The organism is Daejeonella lutea, assembly GCF_900168015.1.
Classification (GTDB): domain Bacteria; phylum Bacteroidota; class Bacteroidia; order Sphingobacteriales; family Sphingobacteriaceae; genus Daejeonella; species Daejeonella lutea.
Genome location: NZ_FUYR01000001.1, coordinates 120,841 through 145,254, shown reverse-complemented (window position 1 = coordinate 145,254; position 24,414 = coordinate 120,841). Strand labels below are relative to the sequence as shown.

The 24,414-nt window shown below is 40.1% G+C and carries 20 protein-coding genes; 13 read left to right on the top strand and 7 right to left on the bottom strand.

The window, feature by feature from the left end:
* Positions 1–24: 24 nt before the first annotated feature.
* On the bottom strand, positions 25–687 hold the full coding sequence (locus B5X60_RS00745; RefSeq protein WP_079700659.1) for an SGNH/GDSL hydrolase family protein: 663 nt from the start codon (positions 685–687) through the stop codon (positions 25–27).
* 324 nt (positions 688–1,011) lie between these two features.
* Here B5X60_RS00745 and B5X60_RS00740 point away from each other — a divergent pair, with 324 nt between their 5' ends.
* Entirely contained in the window at positions 1,012–3,297 is a 2,286-nt protein-coding gene (locus B5X60_RS00740; RefSeq protein WP_079700658.1) for a glycosyltransferase family 4 protein, read from the top strand.
* Entirely contained in the window at positions 3,297–4,307 is a 1,011-nt protein-coding gene (locus B5X60_RS00735) for a glycosyltransferase family 4 protein (protein ID WP_079700657.1), read from the top strand. Before B5X60_RS00740 ends, B5X60_RS00735 begins: the two co-directional genes overlap by 1 nt.
* Here B5X60_RS00735 and B5X60_RS00730 read toward each other — a convergent pair.
* Together B5X60_RS00730 and B5X60_RS00725 are read right to left on the bottom strand one after the other, a co-directional pair.
* Positions 4,278–5,765, bottom strand: coding sequence for a glycoside hydrolase family 130 protein (locus tag B5X60_RS00730; protein ID WP_079700656.1), 1,488 nt, complete (start codon positions 5,763–5,765; stop codon positions 4,278–4,280). The two genes, B5X60_RS00735 and B5X60_RS00730, sit on opposite strands and share 30 nt — an antisense overlap.
* 40 nt (positions 5,766–5,805) lie before the next feature.
* Positions 5,806–6,726 (bottom strand): DUF58 domain-containing protein, encoded by a 921-nt coding sequence (locus tag B5X60_RS00725; protein ID WP_079700655.1) that lies wholly within the window; start codon positions 6,724–6,726, stop codon positions 5,806–5,808.
* A 205-nt stretch (positions 6,727–6,931) separates the two neighbouring features.
* Between B5X60_RS00725 and B5X60_RS00720 the strand changes: the two genes are divergently transcribed.
* The gene (locus tag B5X60_RS00720) at positions 6,932–9,079 is read left to right on the top strand and encodes a S9 family peptidase (RefSeq protein ID WP_245803434.1); all 2,148 of its coding nucleotides are present in this window, start codon (positions 6,932–6,934) and stop codon (positions 9,077–9,079) included.
* Between the two features lie 126 nt (positions 9,080–9,205).
* Here the strand turns inward: B5X60_RS00720 and trxA are convergent, their stop codons facing one another.
* A complete protein-coding gene (gene trxA / locus B5X60_RS00715; protein ID WP_079700654.1) occupies positions 9,206–9,526 on the bottom strand; it encodes a thioredoxin in 321 nt (106 codons plus the stop codon).
* A 76-nt stretch (positions 9,527–9,602) separates the two neighbouring features.
* Complete coding sequence (gene dnaE, locus B5X60_RS00710; RefSeq protein ID WP_079700653.1) at positions 9,603–13,235, bottom strand: DNA polymerase III subunit alpha; 3,633 nt, start codon at positions 13,233–13,235, stop codon at positions 9,603–9,605.
* Positions 13,236–13,481: 246 nt separating this feature from the next.
* Between dnaE and B5X60_RS00705 the strand changes: the two genes are divergently transcribed.
* The 5 genes from B5X60_RS00705 to B5X60_RS00685 all read left to right on the top strand — a co-directional run bounded on the left by B5X60_RS00705 (position 13,482) and on the right by B5X60_RS00685 (position 17,748).
* Complete coding sequence (locus B5X60_RS00705; RefSeq protein ID WP_245803433.1) at positions 13,482–14,168, top strand: hypothetical protein; 687 nt, start codon at positions 13,482–13,484, stop codon at positions 14,166–14,168.
* 301 nt (positions 14,169–14,469) lie between these two features.
* Positions 14,470–15,408 carry a malate dehydrogenase gene (gene mdh, locus B5X60_RS00700; RefSeq protein WP_079700651.1) on the top strand — a complete coding sequence of 313 codons (939 nt, stop codon included), beginning with the start codon at positions 14,470–14,472 and terminating at the stop codon, positions 15,406–15,408.
* Positions 15,409–15,467: 59 nt separating this feature from the next.
* Positions 15,468–15,905: a retropepsin-like aspartic protease gene (locus B5X60_RS00695; RefSeq protein WP_079700650.1), complete on the top strand. Its 438-nt coding sequence runs from the start codon at positions 15,468–15,470 to the stop codon at positions 15,903–15,905.
* A 44-nt stretch (positions 15,906–15,949) separates the two neighbouring features.
* The gene (locus B5X60_RS00690) at positions 15,950–16,849 is read left to right on the top strand and encodes a hypothetical protein (RefSeq protein WP_079700649.1); all 900 of its coding nucleotides are present in this window, start codon (positions 15,950–15,952) and stop codon (positions 16,847–16,849) included.
* 14 nt (positions 16,850–16,863) lie between these two features.
* A complete protein-coding gene (locus tag B5X60_RS00685; protein WP_079700648.1) occupies positions 16,864–17,748 on the top strand; it encodes a hypothetical protein in 885 nt (294 codons plus the stop codon).
* 26 nt (positions 17,749–17,774) lie between these two features.
* Here the strand turns inward: B5X60_RS00685 and gyrB are convergent, their stop codons facing one another.
* A complete protein-coding gene (gene gyrB / locus B5X60_RS00680) occupies positions 17,775–19,733 on the bottom strand; it encodes a DNA topoisomerase (ATP-hydrolyzing) subunit B (protein WP_079700647.1) in 1,959 nt (652 codons plus the stop codon).
* A 163-nt stretch (positions 19,734–19,896) separates the two neighbouring features.
* Here gyrB and B5X60_RS00675 point away from each other — a divergent pair, with 163 nt between their 5' ends.
* Both B5X60_RS00675 and B5X60_RS00670 read left to right on the top strand, forming a co-directional pair.
* Positions 19,897–20,487, top strand: a complete 591-nt coding sequence (locus B5X60_RS00675; RefSeq protein WP_079700646.1) for an OmpH family outer membrane protein — start codon at positions 19,897–19,899, stop codon at positions 20,485–20,487.
* Positions 20,488–20,571: 84 nt separating this feature from the next.
* Positions 20,572–21,051 (top strand): nucleoside deaminase, encoded by a 480-nt coding sequence (locus B5X60_RS00670; RefSeq protein ID WP_079700645.1) that lies wholly within the window; start codon positions 20,572–20,574, stop codon positions 21,049–21,051.
* A 299-nt stretch (positions 21,052–21,350) separates the two neighbouring features.
* Here B5X60_RS00670 and B5X60_RS00665 read toward each other — a convergent pair whose 3' ends face one another.
* The gene (locus B5X60_RS00665; protein WP_079700644.1) at positions 21,351–21,743 is read right to left on the bottom strand and encodes an RNA-binding S4 domain-containing protein; all 393 of its coding nucleotides are present in this window, start codon (positions 21,741–21,743) and stop codon (positions 21,351–21,353) included.
* Positions 21,744–21,811: 68 nt separating this feature from the next.
* Here B5X60_RS00665 and B5X60_RS00660 point away from each other — a divergent pair, with 68 nt between their 5' ends.
* The 3 genes from B5X60_RS00660 (at position 21,812) to B5X60_RS00650 (ending at position 24,366) form a co-directional block, all read left to right on the top strand.
* Positions 21,812–22,630 carry a 2,3,4,5-tetrahydropyridine-2,6-dicarboxylate N-succinyltransferase gene (locus tag B5X60_RS00660; RefSeq protein WP_079700643.1) on the top strand — a complete coding sequence of 273 codons (819 nt, stop codon included), beginning with the start codon at positions 21,812–21,814 and terminating at the stop codon, positions 22,628–22,630.
* A 67-nt stretch (positions 22,631–22,697) separates the two neighbouring features.
* Entirely contained in the window at positions 22,698–23,807 is a 1,110-nt protein-coding gene (locus B5X60_RS00655) for a glycosyltransferase family 4 protein (protein ID WP_079700642.1), read from the top strand.
* A complete protein-coding gene (locus B5X60_RS00650) occupies positions 23,800–24,366 on the top strand; it encodes an L-threonylcarbamoyladenylate synthase (protein WP_079700641.1) in 567 nt (188 codons plus the stop codon). Before B5X60_RS00655 ends, B5X60_RS00650 begins: the two co-directional genes overlap by 8 nt.
* Positions 24,367–24,414: the final 48 nt, after the last annotated feature.

Below are 24,414 nucleotides of genomic sequence, written 5' to 3'. Positions count from 1 at the left end.
TAATTGAACGCCGTTGGAATCACCTCACTTTTGGACAGAAGTTATGGCTTTCATCATCAGATCGGCAACTAATTTATTACCGCCAGGGTTTAAATGAACTCGATCAGTGGTTAAGATTCCAGATTCTTTGTTCATCGGGTTATTAGCGAGGTTGTAGGCCAAAAATTCCTTTCGAAGATCTACCAGCGGGCAATTATATTGTTTAGATAGATCTCTGATTATTTGACTGTAACGGTTCAAATCGCCATCCTGTGCATTACTAAAATCGGTCCGCTCTCCAATTACAGCCGGAGTGCATAATATAACTTTAATGCCTGCTGATTGCATTTTTTTAATCAAAGCAGAATAAAAACCAGTAAACTTATCCGGATCAGTACCTGTCTGGCTCGTCTGTTTGTGCCACACATCATTAACACCCACATAAATCACGGTCATATCAGGCTTTTTATCTAGCACATCGGATTCAAGCCGAAGGTAAAGATCATAAACTTTGTTCCCTCCTATCCCAGCGCCAATCAACTCGTATCCCTTCAATGCCTCCTGCATCATTGTGATGTAGCCGCCAGGTCGCACTCCAGCCTGAGTGATAGAATCACCAAAAAAAACCACCTTCATGGGTTTCTGAATTTTCATCCCCGTAAGGAGCAAGATTACGACAGTATAAACAACCAAGCGGAGAGACTTCATTTTTGTTTCAATTAGGTAGAAATACGCTTTTTATCACATTAAGTATTAAATCTAACACAAATACTCAACAAAATAATACAAAAGCTGTTGGAATAATTAAACAAAGTGACTCTTGGAAAAACGACGGGTTGCCTTATACAGTATTCTTCTAACTTTTAGTCAAAAGAATGCAAGGTTTAGTAACAAAAATGAGCTAAGGGCTTAATCTGGGTATAATGGAATGCCTTTTGCATACAATAAAATAAATTAATTAAAAAATGGCTTGTGCGAGTGGTAGTTTATTTGCTGCTCACCATAAGCAATTAAAATAAGGAATCAATATATATGAAAATCGCATATCTTTCTTCTTACACGCCAAGGGAATGTGGAATTGCAACATTTAATTACAATCTCATTCGAGCAATAAACGCCGATAATAAGGATGGATCACTCAATGGATTTGTGGTGGCAATGAATGACTCAGACGATCTGGAGGAATATGCTTATCCAGCCGAAGTTAAGTTTACGATACGCCAGGAGCATCAAAAAGACTATATAAAGGCTGCAGAATTTATCAATAACAGTGATGTCGATGCATGTGTGATCGAGCATGAATTTGGCATTTATGGCGGAGAAAGCGGCGTTTATCTCCTTCCGCTGATCAGTCGCTTGAATAAACCTTTGATAACTGTCTTGCACACAGTACTGAGAGAGCCGAGTTTCATGCAGCAAATCATCATTCGTGAGATTGCAAAGCAGTCATCGAAGATCGTAGTAATGAGCCATAAGGCGGTGGATTTCTTGAGAAATATTTACTACATTTCTGAAGACAAGATCCAGCGCATTGAGCATGGCGTGCCAGATCTAGAGCCAGTAGAGAATAACCCTGTTAAGAAACTACCTTCATTTAAAAATAAAAAGGTGCTGTTTACATTCGGTTTAATCAGCCGGAATAAGGGCCTTGAAACAGTTATAAAAGCACTCCCAGCAATAGTTGAGAAACATCCGGATGTGATGTATGTGGTTCTGGGAAATACTCATCCTGGAGTCAGAAAGAACTCCGGCGAAGAGTACCGGGATAGCTTAAAAAAACTTGCTAAAAGCCTAAATGTCGAAGAACATCTAACATTTATTAATCAGTTTGTTTCTGAGGAGGAGTTGCACCACTATCTCACCGCATGCGATATTTATGTTACGCCATATTTAAACGAAGCGCAGATAACTAGTGGAACATTATCTTATGCTGTCGGCGCCGGAGCTGCGGTTTTATCTACTCCATACTGGCATGCGCAGGAATTACTGCAAAACGGACGTGGACGGTTGTTTGATTTCAAGGACTTCGAGAACTTGTCTGAATCTGTTAACGATTTACTCGATCACCCGGAAAAGCTCGCAAAATTGAAAGAAACCGCATATAATTATGGGTTAAATCTGAGATGGCCGGCAATTGGGAGAGAGTATACGGCACTTTTAAAAGACTCATCAGCTTTAACTGTCCTAAAAACGAAAAGCAGACATATTATCGATTCGGAAATAATTCCAGAGTTTAATCTGACGCACGTAAAACGATTGACTGATGATACAGGCATCGTGCAACATGCTAAATATGGTATTCCCAATCTTAAGGAAGGTTATTGCCTTGATGATAATGCCAGAGCACTAATAATGGCGCTAATGGCCTACGAACAAAACAAAAGCAAAGAAGCCCTCGACCTGCTTCCTATCTATCTCAGTTATATTCAGTACATGCAGATGGATGATGGGAATTTCAGAAACTTCTTAAGTTTCCGCAGAGAATATTTGGATGAAGTTGGTTCGGAAGATTCCTTTGGTCGAACGATTTGGGCTTTGGGTTACCTTATAAATTCCGCGCCAAATAATTCGTATAGAGAATTCGCAGAAGAACTATTTCAGAGATCTATCCCGCATTTCAAGGATCTTCAACATTTGAGAGGATTGGCAAACACCATTATTGGACTTTCTTATTATCTACAGGCACATCCATACGATGAAGGTCTGATTCTTCAACTAAAAGAGTTAACCCAACCACTAGTTGACGTTTATGAAAACAACAAGGCGGATAACTGGCATTGGTTTGAAGACAAATTAAGTTATGACAATGCAATTTTACCTCTTGCACTGCTTCATTCGTCTCAAATAACCGGAAATGAGCGGGTAATGGAAATTGCCTATGAGTCGATCGAATTCCTGGATAGTCTCACCTTAAGCAAGGGCTACTTAAGTCCTGTTGGAAGTGATGGATGGTATTATCGGAATGGCAGTATGGCAATTTTCGATCAACAAGCCATCGAAAGCATGGCTATGGTGCTAATGTACTTCAAGGCTTATGATGTTAGCGGCGAAAAGCAATTTTTGAGCAAGATGTATTTATGCTATCAATGGTTCTTAGGAGAGAATACATTGCGCCTTCCTCTTTATGATCATGAAACGAAGGGATGTTGCGATGGACTTCAACCTGGGGGACTGAACAGAAACCAGGGGGCTGAAAGTACTCTCGCCTATTTCATTTCGCACTTACTTGTTTTAAAAGGGCTTGAATTAGAATCATTTCAAGGTGATGATCAGAAATTAAAAATCATTACAAAAGGAGCTGACTCCGAAGCGGCTTAATGAAAGTTGGGATATTGTCGCCCGTAGCCTGGCGCACTCCTCCCCGTCATTACGGGCCATGGGAGCAAATGGCTTCTAACGTTACAGAAGGCTTAGTAGCTTCCGGTGTTGACGTGACGTTGTTCGCCACGGGTGATTCGCTAACGGCCGGAAAACTTGATTCGGTAATTTCTTCAGGCTACGAAGAGGACAAAACCCTTGATGCAAAGGTGGTCGAGTGTTTGCATATCAGCAATCTTATGGAAAAAGCGTCGGAATTTGACGTCATACATAACCATTATGATTTTCTGCCCTTAAGCTATTCAAAACTTATCAGCACCCCGATTATCACAACCATACATGGTTTTTCTTCTCCTAAAATAATTCCTGTTTACAAAAAATACAATGATTCGTCTTCTTTCGTGTCAATAAGTAATTCGGATCGTTCCCCAGACCTGAAATATCTCGCAACCGTCTATAATGGAATACGGACCGCTGATTTCACGTTCAATGAAGTTGCTGACGACTATCTTATATTTTTTGGGCGGATACATCCAGACAAAGGAACCTTAGAGGCTATTCAGATAGCCAGAAAATCTAAGCAAAAACTCCTGATTGCTGGTATAGTGCAGGATGTAAACTATTTTAAGGAGAAAATAGAGCCTGAGCTTGACGAACAAATTCTTTTTATTGGCCATGCCGGACCAACAGAGCGGAATAAGTTATTAGGAAAGGCTAAAGCACTCCTTCACCCAATAAACTTTGATGAACCATTTGGCTTGAGTGTTGCTGAATCCATGTACTGCGGAACACCGGTAATTGCCTTTAACAGAGGATCCATGCCCGAACTTATCAATAACGGAAAAACCGGTTGCCTTGTCACCGATGTTGAAAGCGCATCAGAAGCCGTGGGCACTCTAAATTTAATTGACCGCAACCAGTGTCACCAATGGGCAAAGTCCAATTTCTCCAGCGAAAAAATGGTTTCCGACTACCTTGTTTTATATAAACAGATCATACAAGGACGATGATTTGCTTTTAAGCTTATCAAGTAAGGAATTTATATCGACGGTGGCGAATGAAGAGCAATAATCTGATAGTCCATAAGGGATGATTAGTTTATCATTATGAATTATTGAGCCACAGGAATAAAGCACATTGGGAACATACCCTTCCCGTTCATCTTTGTTGGGAACAATAAGTGGTTCCGTCAATCGTCCAATTTCCACCGAAGGATCATCCAGCTTCAATAAACTTGCACCCAGACAATAGCGCCGCATAGGACCTACACCATGGGTTATAATAAGCCAGCCATCTTCAGTTTCTATTGGTGACCCGCAATTACCGATCTGTATATATTCCCAGGATGCATGGGGTTGCTGAAGAAGTTCGGGCTTCTCCCAAACCTGGATTTTGTCAGAGTACATGATGTAGTTGTTCCAACCATCAATTCTGGACATCATAGCGTACTTTCCATTGATTTTACGAGGAAATAAGGCCAGATTTTTGTTTTGGGCGCCCGCACCATAAAGTGGGCAGATCTTAAAATCATAAAAATCAGTGGTCTGAAGTAATTTCGGCATGATCATCTGGCCGTCGTACGCGGTATACGTAGCGTAATAAATTATGGACCCGTCATCTTTGATAAACTTCACAAACCTGGCATCTTCAATTCCCTTTTTCTCAAATTCCGATATTGGAAAAATTACCCTGTCAGAAATGTCCGTATCCTTGGAAAAGCTGATATCATGATAGGAGTCGGACAGCCATAGAACTTTGTCGTAATCCAATTTTGCTTCTTCACTAGTTTGTTGATTTTTGAGGTCGAGGATTACGTTGCGAAGCTCCTGATATTCGAATTTATCACCTAGTTTCTCTTTAACATTCTCAAGTGCGACCTTATCAATATTATTATCAACGGCTTTCCCGAAAAACAACTTTTTAACGTATACTGCATTCCTGACAATTTCAGCTTCGTCGATATAATTTCCCGCCGGGAGGACGGTAAGATCGCCATTTTTTTCAACTAGAGCTCTCCGGAATACGATTGATGAAATATGCCCCTCCCCAACGGCCCGAAAGCTAATAATCATTCGTTTCTGACCTTCAACTAATTCGGTCTGATCCGGATCCTCTACAATTGAGGGATTGAAAAATGCCGCAGACTCGATCGAATACTCATGAGTAAAATACGATCCAATAAGCAATTTCCTGAATTGATCTAATTCCGCAAAATTCACTCCAACTTCACCTATCAGCCTCTTAACTTTATCACAATGCCTGTTTAGTATTTTAGTTATGTTGCGATGGCGCTTGGAATATTCCTGGAGGAGAGGCGATATTATTTTAAATACGTCCTGATCCGATAACGCCATAACCCTTGTAATCAATTCCTTTGCACGCTCGTCCTGACTGAAAAAAAATCTCGCTATAACGCGTTTGGGATCTGGATAAACTTTGATAGGACTGCGGTCAACTGATAATCTCATAATATAATTTCGGCTTAAATTTTCCTTATCTCATCAGATACTATGCCATCTTCGCGCGCTTGATAAGATAGGCGTGTAAAATCTGGTAAAACCCGGCGTGTATGTCTGCATCAATCAGATCAATCTTATACTGGGCACACTTGAGTTTCAGCTCTTTGTGGTGGGCACTTATTGCATCTAAATATGCTTCCTTAACATTCCCAGGATGAACTTTTAATTCTTCACCACTTTCGAGATCAATAAAATGGAAAGGACGATTTTCGAAATTGAAATCCAACTCCATCTTATGATCCAAAACATTAAAAATTACCACCTCATGTTTGTTGTGCTTGAGGTGCTGCAATGCAGAAAATATTTCGGCAAGATCACTGCTCTCGCCGCCTTCAAGCATGTCACTGAAAATTATCACCAGCGAACGCTTATGAATTTGCTCAGCAATTTCGTGAAGCGCGGGTGCTACTGCGGTTCCATCCCCTCGCCTATCTCGCTTCATTAATTTTTCAAGTTCCGCAAAAAGATATTTCTGATGAATCGTCGTCGACTTTGCCGGGGTTGAAAGTTCCAATGAATCAGAAAAGCAGCTTAACCCAAAAGCATCTCGCTGTTTCTTAAATAAATACATTAAAGATGCCGCGGAATAAACAGAGAACAATAGTTTGTTAAAATCCTTTTCAGGGTAATACATTGAAGAAGAAACGTCCAAAACAATCTGGCACCTCAAATTAGTTTCCTCTTCAAACCTTTTTACAAAAAGCTTATCTGTGCGACCATAAAGTTTCCAGTCTATATTTTTTATGGAATCTCCAGTATTGTATAAGCGGTGTTCGGCAAATTCTACGGAAAAACCATGAAAAGGGCTTTTATGAAGACCGGTTATAAAACCTTCAACAACCTGTTGAGATAGCAATTCAAGATTGCCAAAATCCTGCAAGTCTTTGTAATTGGTCAGATTGGGTTCCATTCTCTAAAATTAGGATATAATAATTTATGTTTAATGAGATGATTTCACCTATTTAATTATTTTTTAAGATTCTAATTGTTAACCAATATCCTATTCGCAAGGGAATAGTTTTTAAAAAAAGATTTATACCTTCGGGAATTATGGATCGTTATAACCAGACGACTAATCCATTAACTAATCGATTTATTTACGTCCAATCCATCATATGATGATTAACAGATCTACTGCTGCATTATTATCAGGTTTTCTTATCTTTTCACTAACTGCGAACGCGCAACAAAAGGTATTAAGCTTTCAGGAAGTTTTCACAAGTCCTGTTAAAGAAGTAATTGTTCCTTTGCCCACCTACACCGGCTGGGCTGATAATACACATTACATCGAGTACAGGCTTGAAGGGCAACAGAATAAACCTTACACAGTGGATGTGAAAACTGGCGAAGCAGTCCCTTCAGCGCCAGCACAAGTCAGTGCTGCTTCAGTTTACATCAAAAATAAAGATGTTTTCTTTAAGGATGCGGCAGGGTCGGAAAAACAGCTTACCAGGGACACTGCACTGGAGAAAAATCCGACCCTATCTCCTGATAACAAACAAGTGGCATTCACGAGAAATAACGACCTTTTTTCCATTGACGTTCTTTCCGGAACAGAGACAAGATATACAAATGACGGTTCGAATGTTATCTATAATGGCTGGGCATCATGGGTTTACTATGAAGAGATCCTGGGTCGTCCTACACGTTACAAAGCATTTTGGTGGAGCCCTGACAGCAAAAAACTAGCGTTCATGCGTTTTGACGACACCTATGTGCCAGTTTATCCAATTTATAATTCTGCTGGTCAGCATGGTTTTCTTGAAAATACCCGCTATCCAAAAGCCGGGGATAAAAATCCAGAGGTAAAAGTTGGTATTGTCAACACAGGTGCGAAAGGAATTGTGTGGGCGGATTTCAATCCAAAAAACGACCAATATTTCGGAACCCCTTTTTGGATGGCCGACAGTAAAACACTTTGGGTGCAATGGATGAACCGGGATCAAAATGATTTGATTGTTTATAGCGTAGACCCAAATGCAGGTTCGAAAAGTGTCATCTACCAGGAGAAACAAAACACTTGGATAGATTGGCTCGATGGGATGTATTTCCTAAAGAATGGGACGGGAGTTATTTTAAAAAGTGATAAAAGTGGCTGGGGCCATTATTACTATTATGATCTGAAGGGTAATCTCAAAAAACAATTGACTTCCGGCTCCTGGAGAGTTGGTGATTTATTACTAGTTGACGAAAAGAACCAGGAAATATTCTTTACAGCACGCCAGGAGAGTTCTACGCGCTACGATCTTTATTCCGTTGGTTTGAAAGGATCTGATGAGCCGAAAAGACTTACATTCGGAAATTATGATCATCAAATAAAATTATCACCCGACGGAAAATACTTCATCACAACCTATTCGAACCTTTCCAGTCCTGCTAAATCTGCTTTAGTAAACAATAAAGGTGAAATAGTTCGTGAACTAGCTAGTGCTCAAGGAGCAGCGTTTAGTACCTACAATCTTCCAAAAACGGAGTTAAGCTATTACAAAACACGCGATGGGCTCGAATTACCAATGACGGTTACGCTGCCCCTCAATTTTGATCCCTCAAAAAAATATCCTGTATGGATAAGTGTGTATGGGGGCCCGGATGCTGGGACGGTATACGACAGATGGAAGAACCCACTCGGACTAAACTACTGGTGGGCTAAAGAAGGTGTTATTCAGGTTGCAATTGATAACCGAAGTTCTGGGCATTTAGGGAAAGTTGGGATGGATTTCATCTACAAAAAGATGGGCAAATATGAGATAGAAGATTATATGGATGCTGCTCTAACCCTGAAAGCTAAACCTTATGTTGACGGTTCAAAAATAGGCATTACGGGTGGGAGCTTTGGTGGCTATATTACGGCTATGGCTCTGACTTATGGGGCAGACGTGTTCACACACGGGATAGCTAATTATTCGGTAACCGACTGGGCTTTGTACGACACCCACTACACTGAGCGATTTATGGGTACACCACAAAACAACAAAGAAGGTTATAAAATAACTTCACCGATAACCTATGCAGATAAACTAAAAGGCACATTAAGGATAGTGCACGGGACAATGGACGATAATGTTCACATGCAAAACAGTATTCAATTAGTAAATAAGTTGCAAGATTTAAATAAACACTTTGAATTCATGGTTTATCCAGGAGAAAGACACGGATGGGGTGGTTTAAAAGCAAGACACAGCAACCAGGAGACCGTAAGATTTTTGTACTCCCATTTATTACAAAAGCCTGTGCCTATTGAATTTTTGGAATACTGGAAATAGCTTCTTTAGCAATTACGGATCTGCATCTTTTGAACAAGTAAGTTACCTAGTAATTGATCAAAAAAAATTGATCAAAAAAAACTCCCTTTGTAATCACAAAGGGAGTTTTTTATTATATAAAAAAGCTTAAGCTAATTGCTTCATCAATTTTTCTGCGAGAACAGACTTCGGAACTGCTCCGATCTGCTTGTCCACAATTTCACCACCTTTAAAGTATAGTAATGCCGGGATGTTGCGAATTCCAAATTTCATAGAAATTTCTGGATTATTGTCAACGTTTACTTTACCGATAACTGCCTTACCTTCATATTCTTTCGCTAATTCCTCAACGACTGGACCGACCATACGACATGGACCACACCATTCAGCCCAAAAATCAATTAAAACTGGTTTGTCAGATTTAAGAACTAACTCGTCGAAGTTTGCATCTGTTATTTCTAATGCCATGATACTTTTTTTTACTGTTTATAATCAAATATACTATTCAATATTCCTGCCACAAATTCACTCTGTTAATGTGACACTAATTCAACTTATACCGTACCCCTACCAGTTTTGAAATTTCTTCAAGAAATTCATTACTCGGGCTAATTTTTAACGTTTTTGAAGGCATTTCCAGAGTAGTTTCCTCATCATAGTCCATGATCATGAATTTAAGCTGACAATTCCTGACCGGATTTTGCTCTGAGTTTACCTTTACAATCTCCTCTATCTTTTCCATAAAGCCCTGAGAAACTTCAGTCAAGGGCAATTGAATCGTCAGACATTTTGACATTTTATCTCTGAGCTCTGAAAGAAGCACAATACTATTAACCTTAAACTCCCAATTGTCTTTCTGTTTAAACCGTTCAGTAACCAAGCCCCTAACTTGTATAAAATAACCCTCATTTAAGTATTGCTTCATTTTCACATAGTCTTCGCCAAAAAGGACCACTTCGAAAGTATCCCCGTAGTCTTCTAGCATGAACGACCCAAACGGTTTACCTGTTTTGGTTGTGCGATGACTACTTGCAGAAACGAGTCCACCAATGATCAAATCACGATTGCTAATCTTCTTAAATTCCTCCTGATCTTCTGGTAACACCTCTGCCCCCTTCATCCGGTTAATCAGACTAAGATGCTTAACTTGATGCGAGCAGAAGTTATCAAGTTCAAATTTGTAATTGTCCAATGGATGACCCGTGAGATATATACCAATTGATTCCTTCTCGTATTTAAGCTTTTCAATCAACCCCCATTCGTCGCATTCAGGTAATACCGGCTCGGTTATCTGTGCATCTGAAGTTCCACCAAAAAGGGACGCCTGGGATGAATTCAGATTGTTCTGAAAATCATTTGTATATTTTACAAGCCTCTCAATTCCATTATATAAACTTGAATCCGGTTTATAAAAAAATTGTGAGCGTTTGAAACCAAAGCAATCAAATGCTCCACCATAAACAAGGTTTTCATAAACTTTTTTACTTACTGCCCGCGGATTGGTACGTCTGGAAAAATCATAAATGCTTTGATATAATCCATTAGCAATGCGTTCTTCAACAATGCTTTCTACTGCCTTTTCACCAACTCCTTTCATTCCCGACATCCCAAACCGCACTTCTCCTTTTTTGTTGACGGTAAATGTGAGTTCAGATTCATTAATGTCTGGCCCAAGAACCGGAATTCCCATTCGCCGGCATTCCTCCATAAAGAAGGATATTTTTTCAATGTTATTCTGATTGTTTAAAACAGCTGCCATGTATTCGGCAGGATAATTCGCTTTCAGGAAAGCGGTTTGGTAGGCTACAAACGCATAACAAGTTGAATGGGATTTATTAAATGCGTACTGCGCGAAAGCTTCCCAATCGGTCCAAACCTTCTCGGCGATTTTAGTATCATGGTTATTTGCTTTGCAACCATCCATGAACTGCGCCTTCATTTTATTCAGCACTTCTATTTGTTTTTTACCCATCGCCTTCCTTAACACGTCAGCGTCTCCCTTACTGAATCCAGCAAGCTTTTGAGATAAAAGCATTACCTGCTCCTGGTAAACTGTAATGCCGTATGTTTCTTCAAGATGCTCCTGCATGTCCTGCAGATCGTATGAAACATCTTCGCGGCCATGCTTACGGGATATAAATTTGGGGATATATTCCATCGGACCCGGCCTGTAAAGCGCATTCATCGCAATCAAATCTTCGAACTTATCAGGCTTCAGCTCCCGGAGATACATTTGCATTCCATCACTTTCAAATTGGAATGTACCATTTGTATCTCCGCGCTGGTAAAGCTCGAAAGTCTTGGCATCCTCAAGCGAAATATAATCGATGTCAATATCTACATTGTGGTTTTGCTTAATCAGACGGAGAGCATCTTTAATAATGGTCAACGTTTTTAATCCAAGAAAGTCCATCTTGATTACGCCTGCATCTTCAATAACACGTCCATCAAACTGTGTTACGAGGAGATCGGATTCCTTAGATGTAGCTACAGGAATGATATCAGTTAAATCGTACGGAGCTATAATTATTCCGGCGGCGTGTACACCAACATTCCTCACTGATCCTTCAAGTACTAAAGCCTCTTTTAACACCTTGGCTTGTGTTGTTTTCCCTTCTTCGAGAATGTTACGGAGGGTTTTTATGTTTTCGAAGTCCTCCGGATTCTGCTCTTTTTTGACTACATCGATCGGGGCCGTCATGACCTGCACCAAACTTGTCCCTGGTCGATCTGGTACAAGCTTTGCAAGCATGTTAGACTCAGCAAGCGGCAAATCAAGAACCCTGGCAACATCCTTAATACTGGATTTTGCCGCCATCGAACCGTATGTGATGATTTGAGCAACCTGATTTTTCCCGTATTTGTCCACAACATAATCGATAACCTTTTGCCGCCCGGCATCATCAAAATCCGTATCAATATCGGGCATTGATTTACGGTCAGGATTCAGGAAGCGCTCGAACAGTAAGTTATACTTAATCGGGTCAATGTTTGTGATCCCGATACAATAAGCGACGACAGATCCTGCTGCCGACCCTCTTCCCGGACCGATAAAGACTCCGAGGTCGCGGCCGGCTTTGATAAAATCTGCAACAATCAGGAAATATCCAGCAAAGCCCATAGTTCGTACCGTAAAAAGTTCGAAATTAAGCCTCTCTTCAACTTCCGGAGTAATGTCGCGGTAACGCTCCTTGGCCCCTGTAAATGTCATGTGCTTCAGGTATTCCCATTGATTCATATTCTCTGCCTCAGGACCTGTATGAATCTTAAACTCCTCCGGTATTGGAAAATTTGGAAGCATTATATCCCTCTTCAATTGAAGATGCTCCACCTTATCAACAATTTCGTTGGTATTGTCAAGTGATTCAGGGAGATCATGAAAAAGCCGGCCCATTTCTTCCTGGCTTTTGAAAAAAAACTGATCGTTAGGAAATCCAAATCGAAAACCTTTGCCTCCTTCCTCATCTGTAGCGATTGGAGTACTTTGCATGTCTCCCGTATTCACGCATAATAAGATATCATGAGCATTGGCATCTTGCTGATCCACGTAATGAGAATCATTAGAACATATAACTTTTACATTATATTTCTTCGCAAACCTTAACAGAACTTCATTTACGATCAGTTGTTCTGGAATATCATGACGTTGAAGTTCTATGTAATAATCTTCGCCAAAAAGATCAAGCCACCATTTGAATTCGGTTTCAGCTTCCTCCTCACCCTTTTTTAAAATCGTCTGCGGCACTGATGCACCAAGACAACAAGTTGTTGCAATTAAACCCTCATGATATTGAAGAATCAATTCCTTATCTATTCTTGGCCATTTGCTGTACAATCCCTCCATGTAACCAAGCGAACACAGCTTTACCAGATTTTTATAGCCCTGAGCATTTTTTGCCAGCAAAAGCTGATGAAAGCGCTGATCTTTCTTGTCCTTGGTAAACTGTTTTATATGCCTGTCATTAACCACATAAAATTCACATCCAACAATAGGCTTAATCCCATGTTTTCCTGCTTCGGCCACGAACTTAAAAACACCGAACATGTTTCCATGATCCGTAATAGCCATGGCCTTCATATCATCAGCTTTGGCTTTTTTGAAGAGACGGGAAATATCAGCAGCCCCGTCAAGAAGTGAGAACTGGGTATGAACGTGGAGGTGCGAAAAATCAGGCATCGTAGAAGGATATGGATAACAAATTTACAAATCTTTTAAACGAGCGGCAGTCTTGTGGAAAAGTAAAAGTTATTTTCTATCGGCTGCACAAGAACCAGTATGACGTTTATTTGTTCCTAGTAGAACACACAATATATTTATTAACTGACAGTTTAATTGCAGAACCTTTCGTATATTTTTATGAGCAGAGCCCCCATTTCTCTTTTTTTACTATGCATTATTTTATCCTCTTGTTCGTCAATTTATATGCCCAATGTCCCGAATACGCCGATGCTTACTTCAAGGGGAGAGTTGAATGCAGCAGGGCATGTCACTCTGAAGGGCAATATCTCCGTGAATTCTGCTTATGCAGCCTCTGATCATTTCGCATTGATGTTAAATGGCTCGATAATGAATAATCACAAACCGAAGAAGGATTTTCAGCATAATTTAATTGAAACGGGTGCCGGATATTTTACAACATTTGGACCGGAAAAGAACCGGATTCTTGAGGTTTACGCAGGTGTGGGAAAAGGTAACAGTGAACGAGTATACAAAGATAAAACTTCGAGCGGCATGATTACTGAAGACCGGCAGGAAATCAATTTTAACAAAACTTTTTTCCAGGTCAATTACAGTTCAAAACGAAAACAAGATTTAAAGCTTTTTGGTGCACGATTTCCCCTTAATTATGGAACAGCACTACGTGTTAGTCATTTGAAGATGACAGAATTCATGCGAAACAGTGTCGGGCAGGCAAAAGAAAATAATATATTCCTTGAACCAGTATTTTTTACGAGAATGGCAATCAGTAATGCAGTACAGATTCAATACACCAGCGGCAGTAATTTTGGATTGCGAAACCGCAAATTTCTTACCGCCGGCAATTCTGTGTTCAGCTTGGGATTAGTCATTGGCGTTGGTGGTAGAAATCTTGCTAATGACGATCAGTAAAATACCTATTGTTCTGGTGTAAAACGCGTTATTGGTGATTTACTACATAAGGAAAATATTACATAAATTTCAGCCTCGCATTTCCTTAAAAAGATACTATTTTCTATCTTCGGGCAAATATTTTCCAAATATCCGATCATTCTTAATCCAATATCCGATTGAATGTTAAAATTGTTCAATATTCTGCTTTGGAAAAGCAGCAAAAAAGAAACTCGTGATACATTATGGGCTTCGGTTTTATACGTCAGTGAAGTAAAGATCGTAGGAAGTTCAATACAATTAAAAAACAAAAACTAAAAAGATGAAAATTACAGTTGTAGGAGCTGGTGCTGTAGGAGCAACCTGTGCAGATAACATCGCAAGGAAAGAACTTGCTGAAGAACTTATTTTGTTAGACATCAGAGAAGGATTTGCTGAGGGAAAGGCTATAGATATGATGCAGACCTCAGCACTGCTTGGTTTTGATACAAAGATAAAAGGCGTTACAAATGACTATGCAAGTACAGCTGATTCTGAAGTTGTAGTTATCACTTCCGGTTTGCCCCGCAAACCGGGAATGACGAGAGAAGAATTGATCGGAACAAACGCAAATATCGTGAAGAGTGTTACTGAAAATATCCTCAAACACTCTCCAAACACTATTATTATCGTAGTATCGAATCCTATGGATACTATGAACTATCTAACGTTAAAAACTTCTGGTTTGCCTAAAGAGCGAATTCTTGGAATGGGTGGAGCATTAGACTCAGCGCGATTTAAATATTATTTAAGTGTTGAATTGGGTTGCTCACCAGCAGATTTAAATGCTGTTGTTATTGGCGGTCACGGTGATACTACCATGATTCCATTGATAAACCATGCAACTTGGAATAGTATTCCAGTAACCCAACTTCTTTCAAAAGAGCAGCAGGAAAGAGTTGTTTCTTCAACGATGGTTGGTGGTGCAACGTTAACTAAGCTTATCGGCACGTCAGCTTGGTACGCTCCTGGGGCCGGAACCGCGGCAATGGTTGAAAGTATCGTTAGAGACGAAAAGAGATTAATTTCATGTGGTGTGGCCTTGGATGGTGAATACGGACAGAAAGATATTTCCCTTGTAGTACCGGTTATTTTAGGCAAGAATGGCTGGGAAAAAATTCTTGATTTTAAACTTACTGACACCGAGCAGGCTGAATTTAGCAAAAGTGCTGATGCCGTAAGAAATATGAATCAAGTATTACGCGACACAAATGTTATTTAATTTTGGCGATAGTTAGAAATAATTAGATCGTTATGGTCTTTTAAAAGGGCCAGTAACAAATGAAAAAAATAACAGTTCCTTTAGAACTCATAAATCTACATGATGACGGCTTCCACCTCTTGGTGGAAGTTGTCATTTTCAACAGAAAATTTAATGCTGTTTTAGACACCGGCGCTTCAAAAACAGTACTTGACAAAACAATTATTGAGAGCTATATAAACGCTGAGGAGCTTCTGCAATCAGAAAAACTTTCTACAGGGCTTGGGACAAGCACAATGGAAAGCCATACCGTAATTCTTCCTTCTTTTAAAATAGGAAAGCTAATTCTAAAACACTTCGAAGCCGCAGTACTTGACCTTTCAACTATAAGTACCGCGTATGAAACCCTGAACCTTCCACCGGTGATTGGAGTTTTGGGAGGTGATATCCTATATTCACATAATGCAGTAATTAATTACGAAAAATTAGAATTAAAACTTTTACCGAATAGCCTATAAGAAAGCAACATAAAATCATTAACTTGATTTTAAATTTCTTTGCTATGAAATGGCTCTCGTTTTGTATTCTCTCCATACTTAGCCTACAAAGTTCGTTCTCTCAAAACATTCAGGGAAAATGGGTTGGTAAAGTAACCCAACAACCCGGAGGATATAGCCAACTATACGATTTAGAGCTGGATCTTTCACAGCGAAAAAATATTTGGGGTGAATCCTATGCTTTTGAGGGTGATTCTGTCCAGATAAGAATTGGATTATCAGGATACATTGAAAAGGACAGCATACGCCTTAATGAAAGTCTTGACTGGATCCGAGAAGATAAAGTTCCATATTCATGGATTGCCTGTGTGAAACAATTCGTTCTTTCTTATCGAAAAGAAGGAAAGCTGGAATATCTCGAGGGGACATGGACCGGTGTTGGAAAGAATGAGTCCGAATCCCCATGTGCTCCCGGACGCGTAATACTCTCCCGAACTATCGAAGGACTCAACAAGTTTCTGGAAGAACATAAAGATTCGGTTGTAGTCACGGAGCAAATTGTGACCGCGAGTATTACACCACCAGTTTTAGATTTTACTCCTAAGTTTCTTAATACTGAACCTAAAAAAATCACCGAGATTGTTGTTACAAATCCTGATCTACAGATACAGATTGTTGATTATATGAAGGTAGATAATGACACAGTAACAGTTTATTTGAATCGCAACCTACTCGCGAAGAATATTCGAATAGCCAAAAGGCCCGCCTTGATTAACTTTAAACTTGATTCTCGGCTGGAACTACATGAATTATTGCTGTATGCAGAAAATCTCGGGCAGGTACCGCCAAACACATCTGAAATGATTCTTGTTGATGGAGAAAAAAGGCATCGCGTAATGATTGTCTCTGACAAAGAGAAAACTGCAGCTGTATATCTACGATATAAGCCTAAAAAGAAAAGTTAGCTTAAAATATCAGAATGAAAAATCTATACCTACCTTTCTTATTATTGTTGTCCAGTTTGAACGTTTGTGCCCAAGACTATAAGGGTATTTGGACAGGGCACCTGCGTGCTGAGGTATATGATGCTACGGTTCTTAACATGCAATATATCCTACATGTGAAGGATCAAAATCAAAATATCATTAACGGCAAAGCTTACCTTTATCGTAATAACCCGCTTAAAGCTGAAGGAGCGCTCGACTTCATTGGCGTAATTAAAGGGTCGGAACTAAATTTAAAAGAACTCAAGATTTTATATTCCAGGATACCAGCAGATACCTCCCGATTCTTATGCATTAAAGACCTTGAGCTAACGCTTTCGCAAGACAAAGGTGTTGACAATCTTAACGGGACATTCACTGGCGCAGGTGAGAATACATTGCCTTGTTATCCTGGTAAGGCATATCTACAGCGTTTCAACAAAGACAATCAGGATGACATTCCTCCACAGTTATTAACAACGCTTTTGCTCGACGATCGTGATCCCAACGTATTCATGCAAACAAAGTTAGCCCGGCCAATCGTAATTGAGGTCACAAACAATGTTATAGAACTAGAAATTGGCGATTATCTGCGAGAGGATGGAGATATTATTTCTGTCTTCCATAACAGGAAACCGTTTATCAAAAATTTGCCGATTGTAAATAAGAAATCGATTCATACGCTTCGGCTGAACCGGGATACAGAGCTGCATGAACTTATTCTATATGCTGAGAACCTGGGTCGCATTCCACCAAACACATCAACGCTAAAAGTATTTGATGGAACTAAGGAACATCAGATCCAGATTTCCTCAAGCAAGGAAGTTAGCGCAGTAGTCTATTTACGATATAATCCTGCACAAAAAAACCCTTCACAATAAGTGAAGGGTGCTATTTCCTCAGTCGATCAAATATCTATCCTGGCGTATTTCGCATTCTTTTCGATGAAATCACGTCTTGGTCCAACTTCATCTCCCATAAGCATTGAGAAAATATGATCGCACTCAGCCGCGTTCTCGATGGTCACCTTCCTCAGGGTACGAGTTTCCGGATTTAGGGTGGTATCCCAAAGCTGTTCTGCATTCATCTCCCCTAAACCTTTGTACCTCTGAATACCAACACTCTCTTCTTTACCACTGCCCTTAAGTCGCTGAACTGCTGCATCCCGCTGATCATCATTCCAGGCATATTCAAATTCTTTACCCTTTTTAACCTGGTACAATGGCGGAGCAGCGATATAGATATATCCATATTCGATTAATTCTTTCATATACCTGAAAAAGAATGTAAGAATTAGCGTAGTAATGTGTGAGCCATCAACGTCAGCATCCGTCATAATTATGATTCTATGGTAACGAAGCTTTTCCATGTTGAGGGCTTTAGCGTCTTCCGCTGTTCCGATGCTCACTCCCATGGCTGTAAACATATTTTTGATCTCATCATTCTCATAGATCTTATGCTCCATCGCTTTTTCCACGTTCAAAATCTTACCTTTCAATGGAAGGATTGCCTGGAAATTACGATCGCGACCCTGCTTAGCAGTTCCACCCGCGGAGTCTCCCTCGACAAGATACAACTCACAAACTGCGGGATCGCTATTTGCACAATCCGCCAGTTTACCAGGAAGTCCCGAACCGCCCATTACAGTTTTACGCTGTACCATCTCCCGGGCTTTACGTGCTGCGGCCCTTGCGGTTGCTGCAAGAATCACCTTATTGACGATCATCTTCGCCTCACGTGGATTTTCCTCAAGGTAATTACCAAGGATCTCACCAACAGCAACGTCAACGGCACCCATTACCTCATTGTTACCTAATTTGGTTTTAGTTTGACCCTCAAATTGTGGTTCCTGCACTTTCACCGAAATTACTGCTGTTAACCCCTCACGGAAGTCGTCGCCGGTAATTTCAATTTTCATGTTTTTCAACATCCCCGATTTTTCGGCGTAAGCTTTTAACGTACGCGTCAAACCACGACGGAATCCAGCTACGTGCGTCCCACCTTCGTGAGTATTGATGTTGTTCACATATGAATGAACATTTTCGGTGTACGTATCATTATACTGCAACGCGAGCTCAACAGGAATCCCTTGCTTAATACCTTCTACATAAATCGGCTCTGGAATGATTGACGTACGCATGCCGTCAAGGTATTTTACAAATTCCTTCAATCCACCTTCCGAATAAAATTCTTCAGTAAGCAGAGAGCCATCTTCTAAAACTTCACGTTCATCAGTTAAGGACAGACGAATTCCTTTATTCAGATATGCAAGTTCCCGTAAACGTGCTGCAAGTGTGTCAAATTTATATTCAGTTGTTAGTGTGAAGATGTCTGGATCCGGATGAAATGTCACCATCGTCCCTGTTCTATCACTCTCACCTATCACTTTAACGTCAAATAGAGGCTTTCCACACTCATACTCTTGTGTAAATATTTTGCCTTCGCGATGAACGACAACTTTCAGTGGATTAGATAGCGCATTGACACAACTGACTCCAACCCCGTGCAAACCACCCGATACCTTATAGGTGTCCTTATCAAATTTACCACCGGCATGTAGAACTGTCATTACAACTTCAAGCGCCGACTTCTTTTCCTTGGTGTGCATTGCTGTGGGGATACCTCGGCCGTTGTCTTCAACGGTTATAGAATTACCCTTATGGATTATTACTTTTATGTCAGTACAATACCCGGCCAGAGCCTCGTCGATGGAATTATCAACGACCTCATAAACCAAATGATGTAATCCTTTAAAGCCTGTATCGCCGATGTACATCGACGGGCGTTTTCGAACTGCCTCCAGGCCTTCTAATACCTGTATATTATCCGCTGAATAATTAGATTTATCTACTGTTTCTTCGCTCATATTTTATAATAACAACAAGTATCAAAAATAACGATTTTAGCCGGAAAATCCTAGATTGTGGATAAAATTCAGCCTCAAATTTGCCGATAAAATCATCGTCAAATTAAATGGTTGGGATACTTAGTTTGAAAGATTATATTTGCGTAAATTTTTATAAAAAAACATGAGAAAAATATTGGCAAACTTGAGTAAAGCTGGAGCCGGATTGATGATTGCAGCAGTGATAATATCCTGTGGTAAAGAACAAACTAAAAATACTCCGGCAGCAGCTTCTACCAGTGATAAAGCAGAGCTTATTGTGTACGTAAATTCTGACTCGTTGTTAAACAACTATGAGTATTTTAAAGACGTTAAAAATGTTTTCCAGGAGAAGTCCAAAAAAGCACAGGCAGATCTTTCTGCAAAATCAACAGCTTTCCAGCGTGAAGTTGCTCAATATAACCAGAGTGCCGCAAGCTTAAGTGCTGACCAACGCCAGGGGACAGAGCAACGTCTTGCCAGAAAACAACAGGAGTTAGCCGCTTACAACCAAAATGCAGGAAATGCTCTTGCTAATGAAGAAGCTATTGAGAATGAGAAATTATATAATAAGGTTTCTGAATATCTCAAAGGCTTTGCGAAAACAAAAGGCTACAAAATGGTACTTACTTATTCTAAAGCAAATCCCACGGTACTTTTTGCCGATGAAAGCCTCGACGTCACCAAAGAAGTATTGGCTGGCTTGAACGATGCATATAAAAAGGAAAAGAAATAATTCACCCCATCAACTAATTAATTAAACCCTGGCATCGGCCGGGGTTTTTTAATTCGTAAACTTTTGATTTTAACCCAGGTATTTATGAAAAGGTCTGAACACGAACAGTTTATGCGTTTAGCTATAAAACTGTCGGAGAAGAATGTTAAAAATGCTTTAGGAGGTCCATTTGGCGCGGCAATAGTTAGAGATGGGAAAATTATTGCCAAAAGCGGCAACAAAGTTACAACTACTTTGGATCCTACTGCCCACGCAGAAGTTTCTGCAATACGCATTGCATGCAAAAAACTTAAAACTTTCGACCTCAGCGGATGTGTGATCTATACAAGTTGTGAACCATGCCCCATGTGTCTTAGTGCAATTTACTGGGCCCGTTTGGATAAGGTGTATTTTGCTAATACAAAACAAGATGCACAGCATATCGGGTTCGATGACCAATTTATCTACGACGAAATATCTCTTCCTATGAGTGATCGGAAGCTGAAAATCGAGCAGATGTTTAGGGATGAAGCTCAGGCCGTTTTTCGGTTATGGGAAGAATCGGATTTGAAAATTAATTACTAATTAATACAAAGTTCCCTCGTCGAACATTTATTATCGGAGGCCTTGGATAAATCGGCTCAGTTATCGCAATGGTTGGTACATAATCATAGTGGGCAATTTAATCTATTCGGTTAGGCGCCTCTCTTCCCTTCCGGAAGTGGAAAATATGTCATCGGTTGGTATATCAATGATAAACCCCACACGTACGTTTCCCGGGGAATTGGAATTCGGTAGCGGCCTTACGGCTGGGATCAAGTGCACAGGTAAAAACATTGTAGATGAAGGCGTAACAATATCCAGACGATACTCAGCCTAAATAATTATTCGAACCAACCCTCTTGCAAATCATCAATTTCCCTCCTGTCTTTCTTTGTTGGTCTCCCGGCACCTCTGTCACGACTTAAGTTCGGAGTATGAAACATTGACTTATAAGCAAGTGTATCTTCAACTGGCGTCAGATCTTGATAAAATCTAACTGCGGTTTTGGCGTCCACTCTCCTCTCTAATAATGCAGTGACTCTGATAATTTTTTTATCCGGTCCTTTCTGAACGGTATATTCTTCACCAATCTTTACGACATGAGACGGTTTAAGATTGTTGCCAGCCATTTTTATTCGCCCGGCTTTACAGGCTTCTGTTGAAATACTTCGGGTTTTAAACGCTCTTATCGCCCATAAATACTTGTCGATTCTTAATTTCTCAATCTCTGCCATAGTATCAAATTTACACAACAATCAAGCATTTGCGAGAAAAATCCCTTATTTTGGCTCAAAATTACAGTATGACCACCGAATTAAAAAAACTAATAGAGACAGCTTGGGAAGATCGCACACTGATCACATTTAAAGAATATAGAGACGCGATAGAACGCGTCATTTTACACCTCGACACTGGAGAATTACGAGTTGCTGAACAAGTGGGTACGCGCTGGCATGTTCATGATTGGATCAAGAAAGCCGTAATTCTTTATTTTCCAATAAGGGAAATGAAAGAAATTGAAGTTGGTCCGTTTGTATTTCATGATAAAATGAAACTGAAAACAGATTATAAAGCTACCGGTGTAAGGGTAGTACCTCATGGAATTGCAAGGTATGGGGCTTATCTAGCGAAAGGTGTTATCATGATGCCTTCATATGTAAATATTGGCGCTTACGTTGATGAAGGGACCATGGTAGATACCTGGGCTACAGTTGGGTCATGCGCGCAGATTGGAAAACACGTGCATTTGAGTGGTGGAGTTGGAATTGGAGGTGTATTAGAGCCTGTTCAAGCATCACCAGTAATCATAGAAGATAATTGCTTCATTGGCTCACGTGCCATCGTTGTTGAAGGGGTTCATGTGGAAAGAGAAGCGGTATTAGGAGCAAATGTTGTTTTAACTGCTTCAACAAAAATAATCGATGTTACTGGTGACGAGCCAATAGAATACAAAGGAATTGTTCCTGCACGTTCGGTTGTGATTCCAGGGTCTTATGCGAAGAAATTCCCATCAGGTGAGTATCAGGTCCCATGCGCATTGATCATCGGACAACGAAAAGAATCTACAGATAAGAAAACTTCTCTGAATGATGCTTTGAGAGAAAATAATGTCGCAGTTTAACTAATAAACAGTCATTGGAAATTCAGAAGGTAATTGGTTAAGCCTTCTGAATTTTATAAATCCCCGAATGAATATAGGTTTTGACGGCAAACGTACAACTCAGAATCTCACAGGTTTGGGAAACTATAGCCGGTACATAATCCGTTTGCTGGCTAAATTTTATCCTGAACACAAATACACTATTTACGCACTAAAACCTCCTTCGCAGAACTTGAAGCTCAGCGGAGTCGAATATCAATATCCTTCACAAAAAAGATTCAAACTGTATTGGCGGAGCCGCGGCATTATAAATGATCTTCTAAAGCACGAAATCAAACTTTTTCATGGGCTAAGCAATGAGATTCCATCCGGTTTAAAAAAAGCACAAATTCGTTCAGTCGTCACTATACACGACCTGATCTTTCTAAGATATCCACAGTACTATGCATTTTTCGACAGAATTATCTACAATCTTAAGTTTCGCCATGCTGCTCGAAATGCTGACAAGGTTATTGCGATTAGCCACCAAACTAAAAATGATCTGATTCAATTTTTTGGGATTGAAAAGGATCGCATCAGTGTAATTTATCAAAATTGTGACCCTATATTTCATCAAATTGCACCTCAAACATCCCGAAAAGAAATTGCGGGTAAACACCAGCTTCCGTCAAAATACATATTGAGTGTGGGTACGATCGAGGAACGAAAAAATTTAATGGTAATAGTAAAAGCATTAACAAAGCTTGAAAACGTCCATCTCGTGGTTGTTGGTAGAAAGACTGCATACAAAAAACAGGTTGAACACTTTATCGATGTAAATAAATTGTCTGGCCGGGTACATTTTTTGCAGAATGTTGCACACGATGAACTGCCAGCAATCTATCAGCAGGCCGAACTTTTTATTTATCCGTCAAGATTTGAAGGGTTTGGAATTCCTATTATTGAAGCTCTGTATTCGGGAATACCGGTCATTGCAGCTACGGGGTCGTGCCTCGAAGAAGCGGGAGGTCCCGGAAGCATCTATGTAAATCCAGATGATGATACCGATCTAGCTCAGCAAATTCTAACTGTATTAGAAAACGGTGAAAAAAGAAATAATATGGTTAGTGCGGGAAAGTTACATCTTGAAAAATTTGAAGACAAAAAGATCGCTGCTGACATAATGCAGCTTTACCAAAATGTTATAGACAATGCTTAGAGACGAAGTAAACAAGGCCTTTGAAGTATTAAAAGAGGGAGGGACTATCCTCTATCCTACTGATACCATATGGGGTTTAGGGTGTGATGCAACTAATCCGGACGCGGTTGAAAAGGTTTTTAAGCTCAAGGGCCGATCGGCTGAAAAAAGCCTTATAGTTTTATTGGATACAGGCAGCAAGCTTCAGAGTTACGTCGCTGACGTTCCTGAGATAGCGTACGATCTCATCGAATTTGCAGAGAATCCTTTAACCATAATTTATTCAGGTGCCAAAAATCTAGCATCGAATGCGATTGCTGCCGATGGGAGTATTGGGATACGGATTGTCCGCCAGGAATTTTGCATTCAGCTTTTGCAGCGTTTCCGAAAGCCAATTATATCCACGTCTGCGAACTTGAGTGGCGAACCTTCTCCCTTGGGATTTTTTGACATAAGTTCAGAAATAATAAATGGAGTCGATTATGTAGTCAATTGGGATCAAAATGTTGTTTCCAATGGTAAACCGTCTACGATAATGAAGCTAGAACCGGGGGGGAAATTTTCATTTATCAGGAAATAAGCCGTTAAAGCCTTAAAATTGACATCCTTTGTCGATATTTGTCTATTA

Bases quoted from the DNA above. Each gene is read 5' to 3' on its own strand.
- B5X60_RS00745 (WP_079700659.1), bottom strand. From the start codon at position 687: ATGAAGTCTCTCCGCTTGGTTGTTTATACTGTCGTAATCTTGCTCCTT.
- B5X60_RS00740 (WP_079700658.1), top strand. From the start codon at position 1,012: ATGAAAATCGCATATCTTTCTTCTTACACGCCAAGGGAATGTGGAATT.
- B5X60_RS00735 (WP_079700657.1), top strand. From the start codon at position 3,297: ATGAAAGTTGGGATATTGTCGCCCGTAGCCTGGCGCACTCCTCCCCGT.
- B5X60_RS00730 (WP_079700656.1), bottom strand. From the start codon at position 5,765: ATGAGATTATCAGTTGACCGCAGTCCTATCAAAGTTTATCCAGATCCC.
- B5X60_RS00725 (WP_079700655.1), bottom strand. From the start codon at position 6,726: ATGGAACCCAATCTGACCAATTACAAAGACTTGCAGGATTTTGGCAAT.
- B5X60_RS00720 (WP_245803434.1), top strand. From the start codon at position 6,932: ATGATGATTAACAGATCTACTGCTGCATTATTATCAGGTTTTCTTATC.
- trxA (WP_079700654.1), bottom strand. From the start codon at position 9,526: ATGGCATTAGAAATAACAGATGCAAACTTCGACGAGTTAGTTCTTAAA.
- dnaE (WP_079700653.1), bottom strand. From the start codon at position 13,235: ATGCCTGATTTTTCGCACCTCCACGTTCATACCCAGTTCTCACTTCTT.
- B5X60_RS00705 (WP_245803433.1), top strand. From the start codon at position 13,482: ATGCCCAATGTCCCGAATACGCCGATGCTTACTTCAAGGGGAGAGTTG.
- mdh (WP_079700651.1), top strand. From the start codon at position 14,470: ATGAAAATTACAGTTGTAGGAGCTGGTGCTGTAGGAGCAACCTGTGCA.
- B5X60_RS00695 (WP_079700650.1), top strand. From the start codon at position 15,468: ATGAAAAAAATAACAGTTCCTTTAGAACTCATAAATCTACATGATGAC.
- B5X60_RS00690 (WP_079700649.1), top strand. From the start codon at position 15,950: ATGAAATGGCTCTCGTTTTGTATTCTCTCCATACTTAGCCTACAAAGT.
- B5X60_RS00685 (WP_079700648.1), top strand. From the start codon at position 16,864: ATGAAAAATCTATACCTACCTTTCTTATTATTGTTGTCCAGTTTGAAC.
- gyrB (WP_079700647.1), bottom strand. From the start codon at position 19,733: ATGAGCGAAGAAACAGTAGATAAATCTAATTATTCAGCGGATAATATA.
- B5X60_RS00675 (WP_079700646.1), top strand. From the start codon at position 19,897: ATGAGAAAAATATTGGCAAACTTGAGTAAAGCTGGAGCCGGATTGATG.
- B5X60_RS00670 (WP_079700645.1), top strand. From the start codon at position 20,572: ATGAAAAGGTCTGAACACGAACAGTTTATGCGTTTAGCTATAAAACTG.
- B5X60_RS00665 (WP_079700644.1), bottom strand. From the start codon at position 21,743: ATGGCAGAGATTGAGAAATTAAGAATCGACAAGTATTTATGGGCGATA.
- B5X60_RS00660 (WP_079700643.1), top strand. From the start codon at position 21,812: ATGACCACCGAATTAAAAAAACTAATAGAGACAGCTTGGGAAGATCGC.
- B5X60_RS00655 (WP_079700642.1), top strand. From the start codon at position 22,698: ATGAATATAGGTTTTGACGGCAAACGTACAACTCAGAATCTCACAGGT.
- B5X60_RS00650 (WP_079700641.1), top strand. From the start codon at position 23,800: ATGCTTAGAGACGAAGTAAACAAGGCCTTTGAAGTATTAAAAGAGGGA.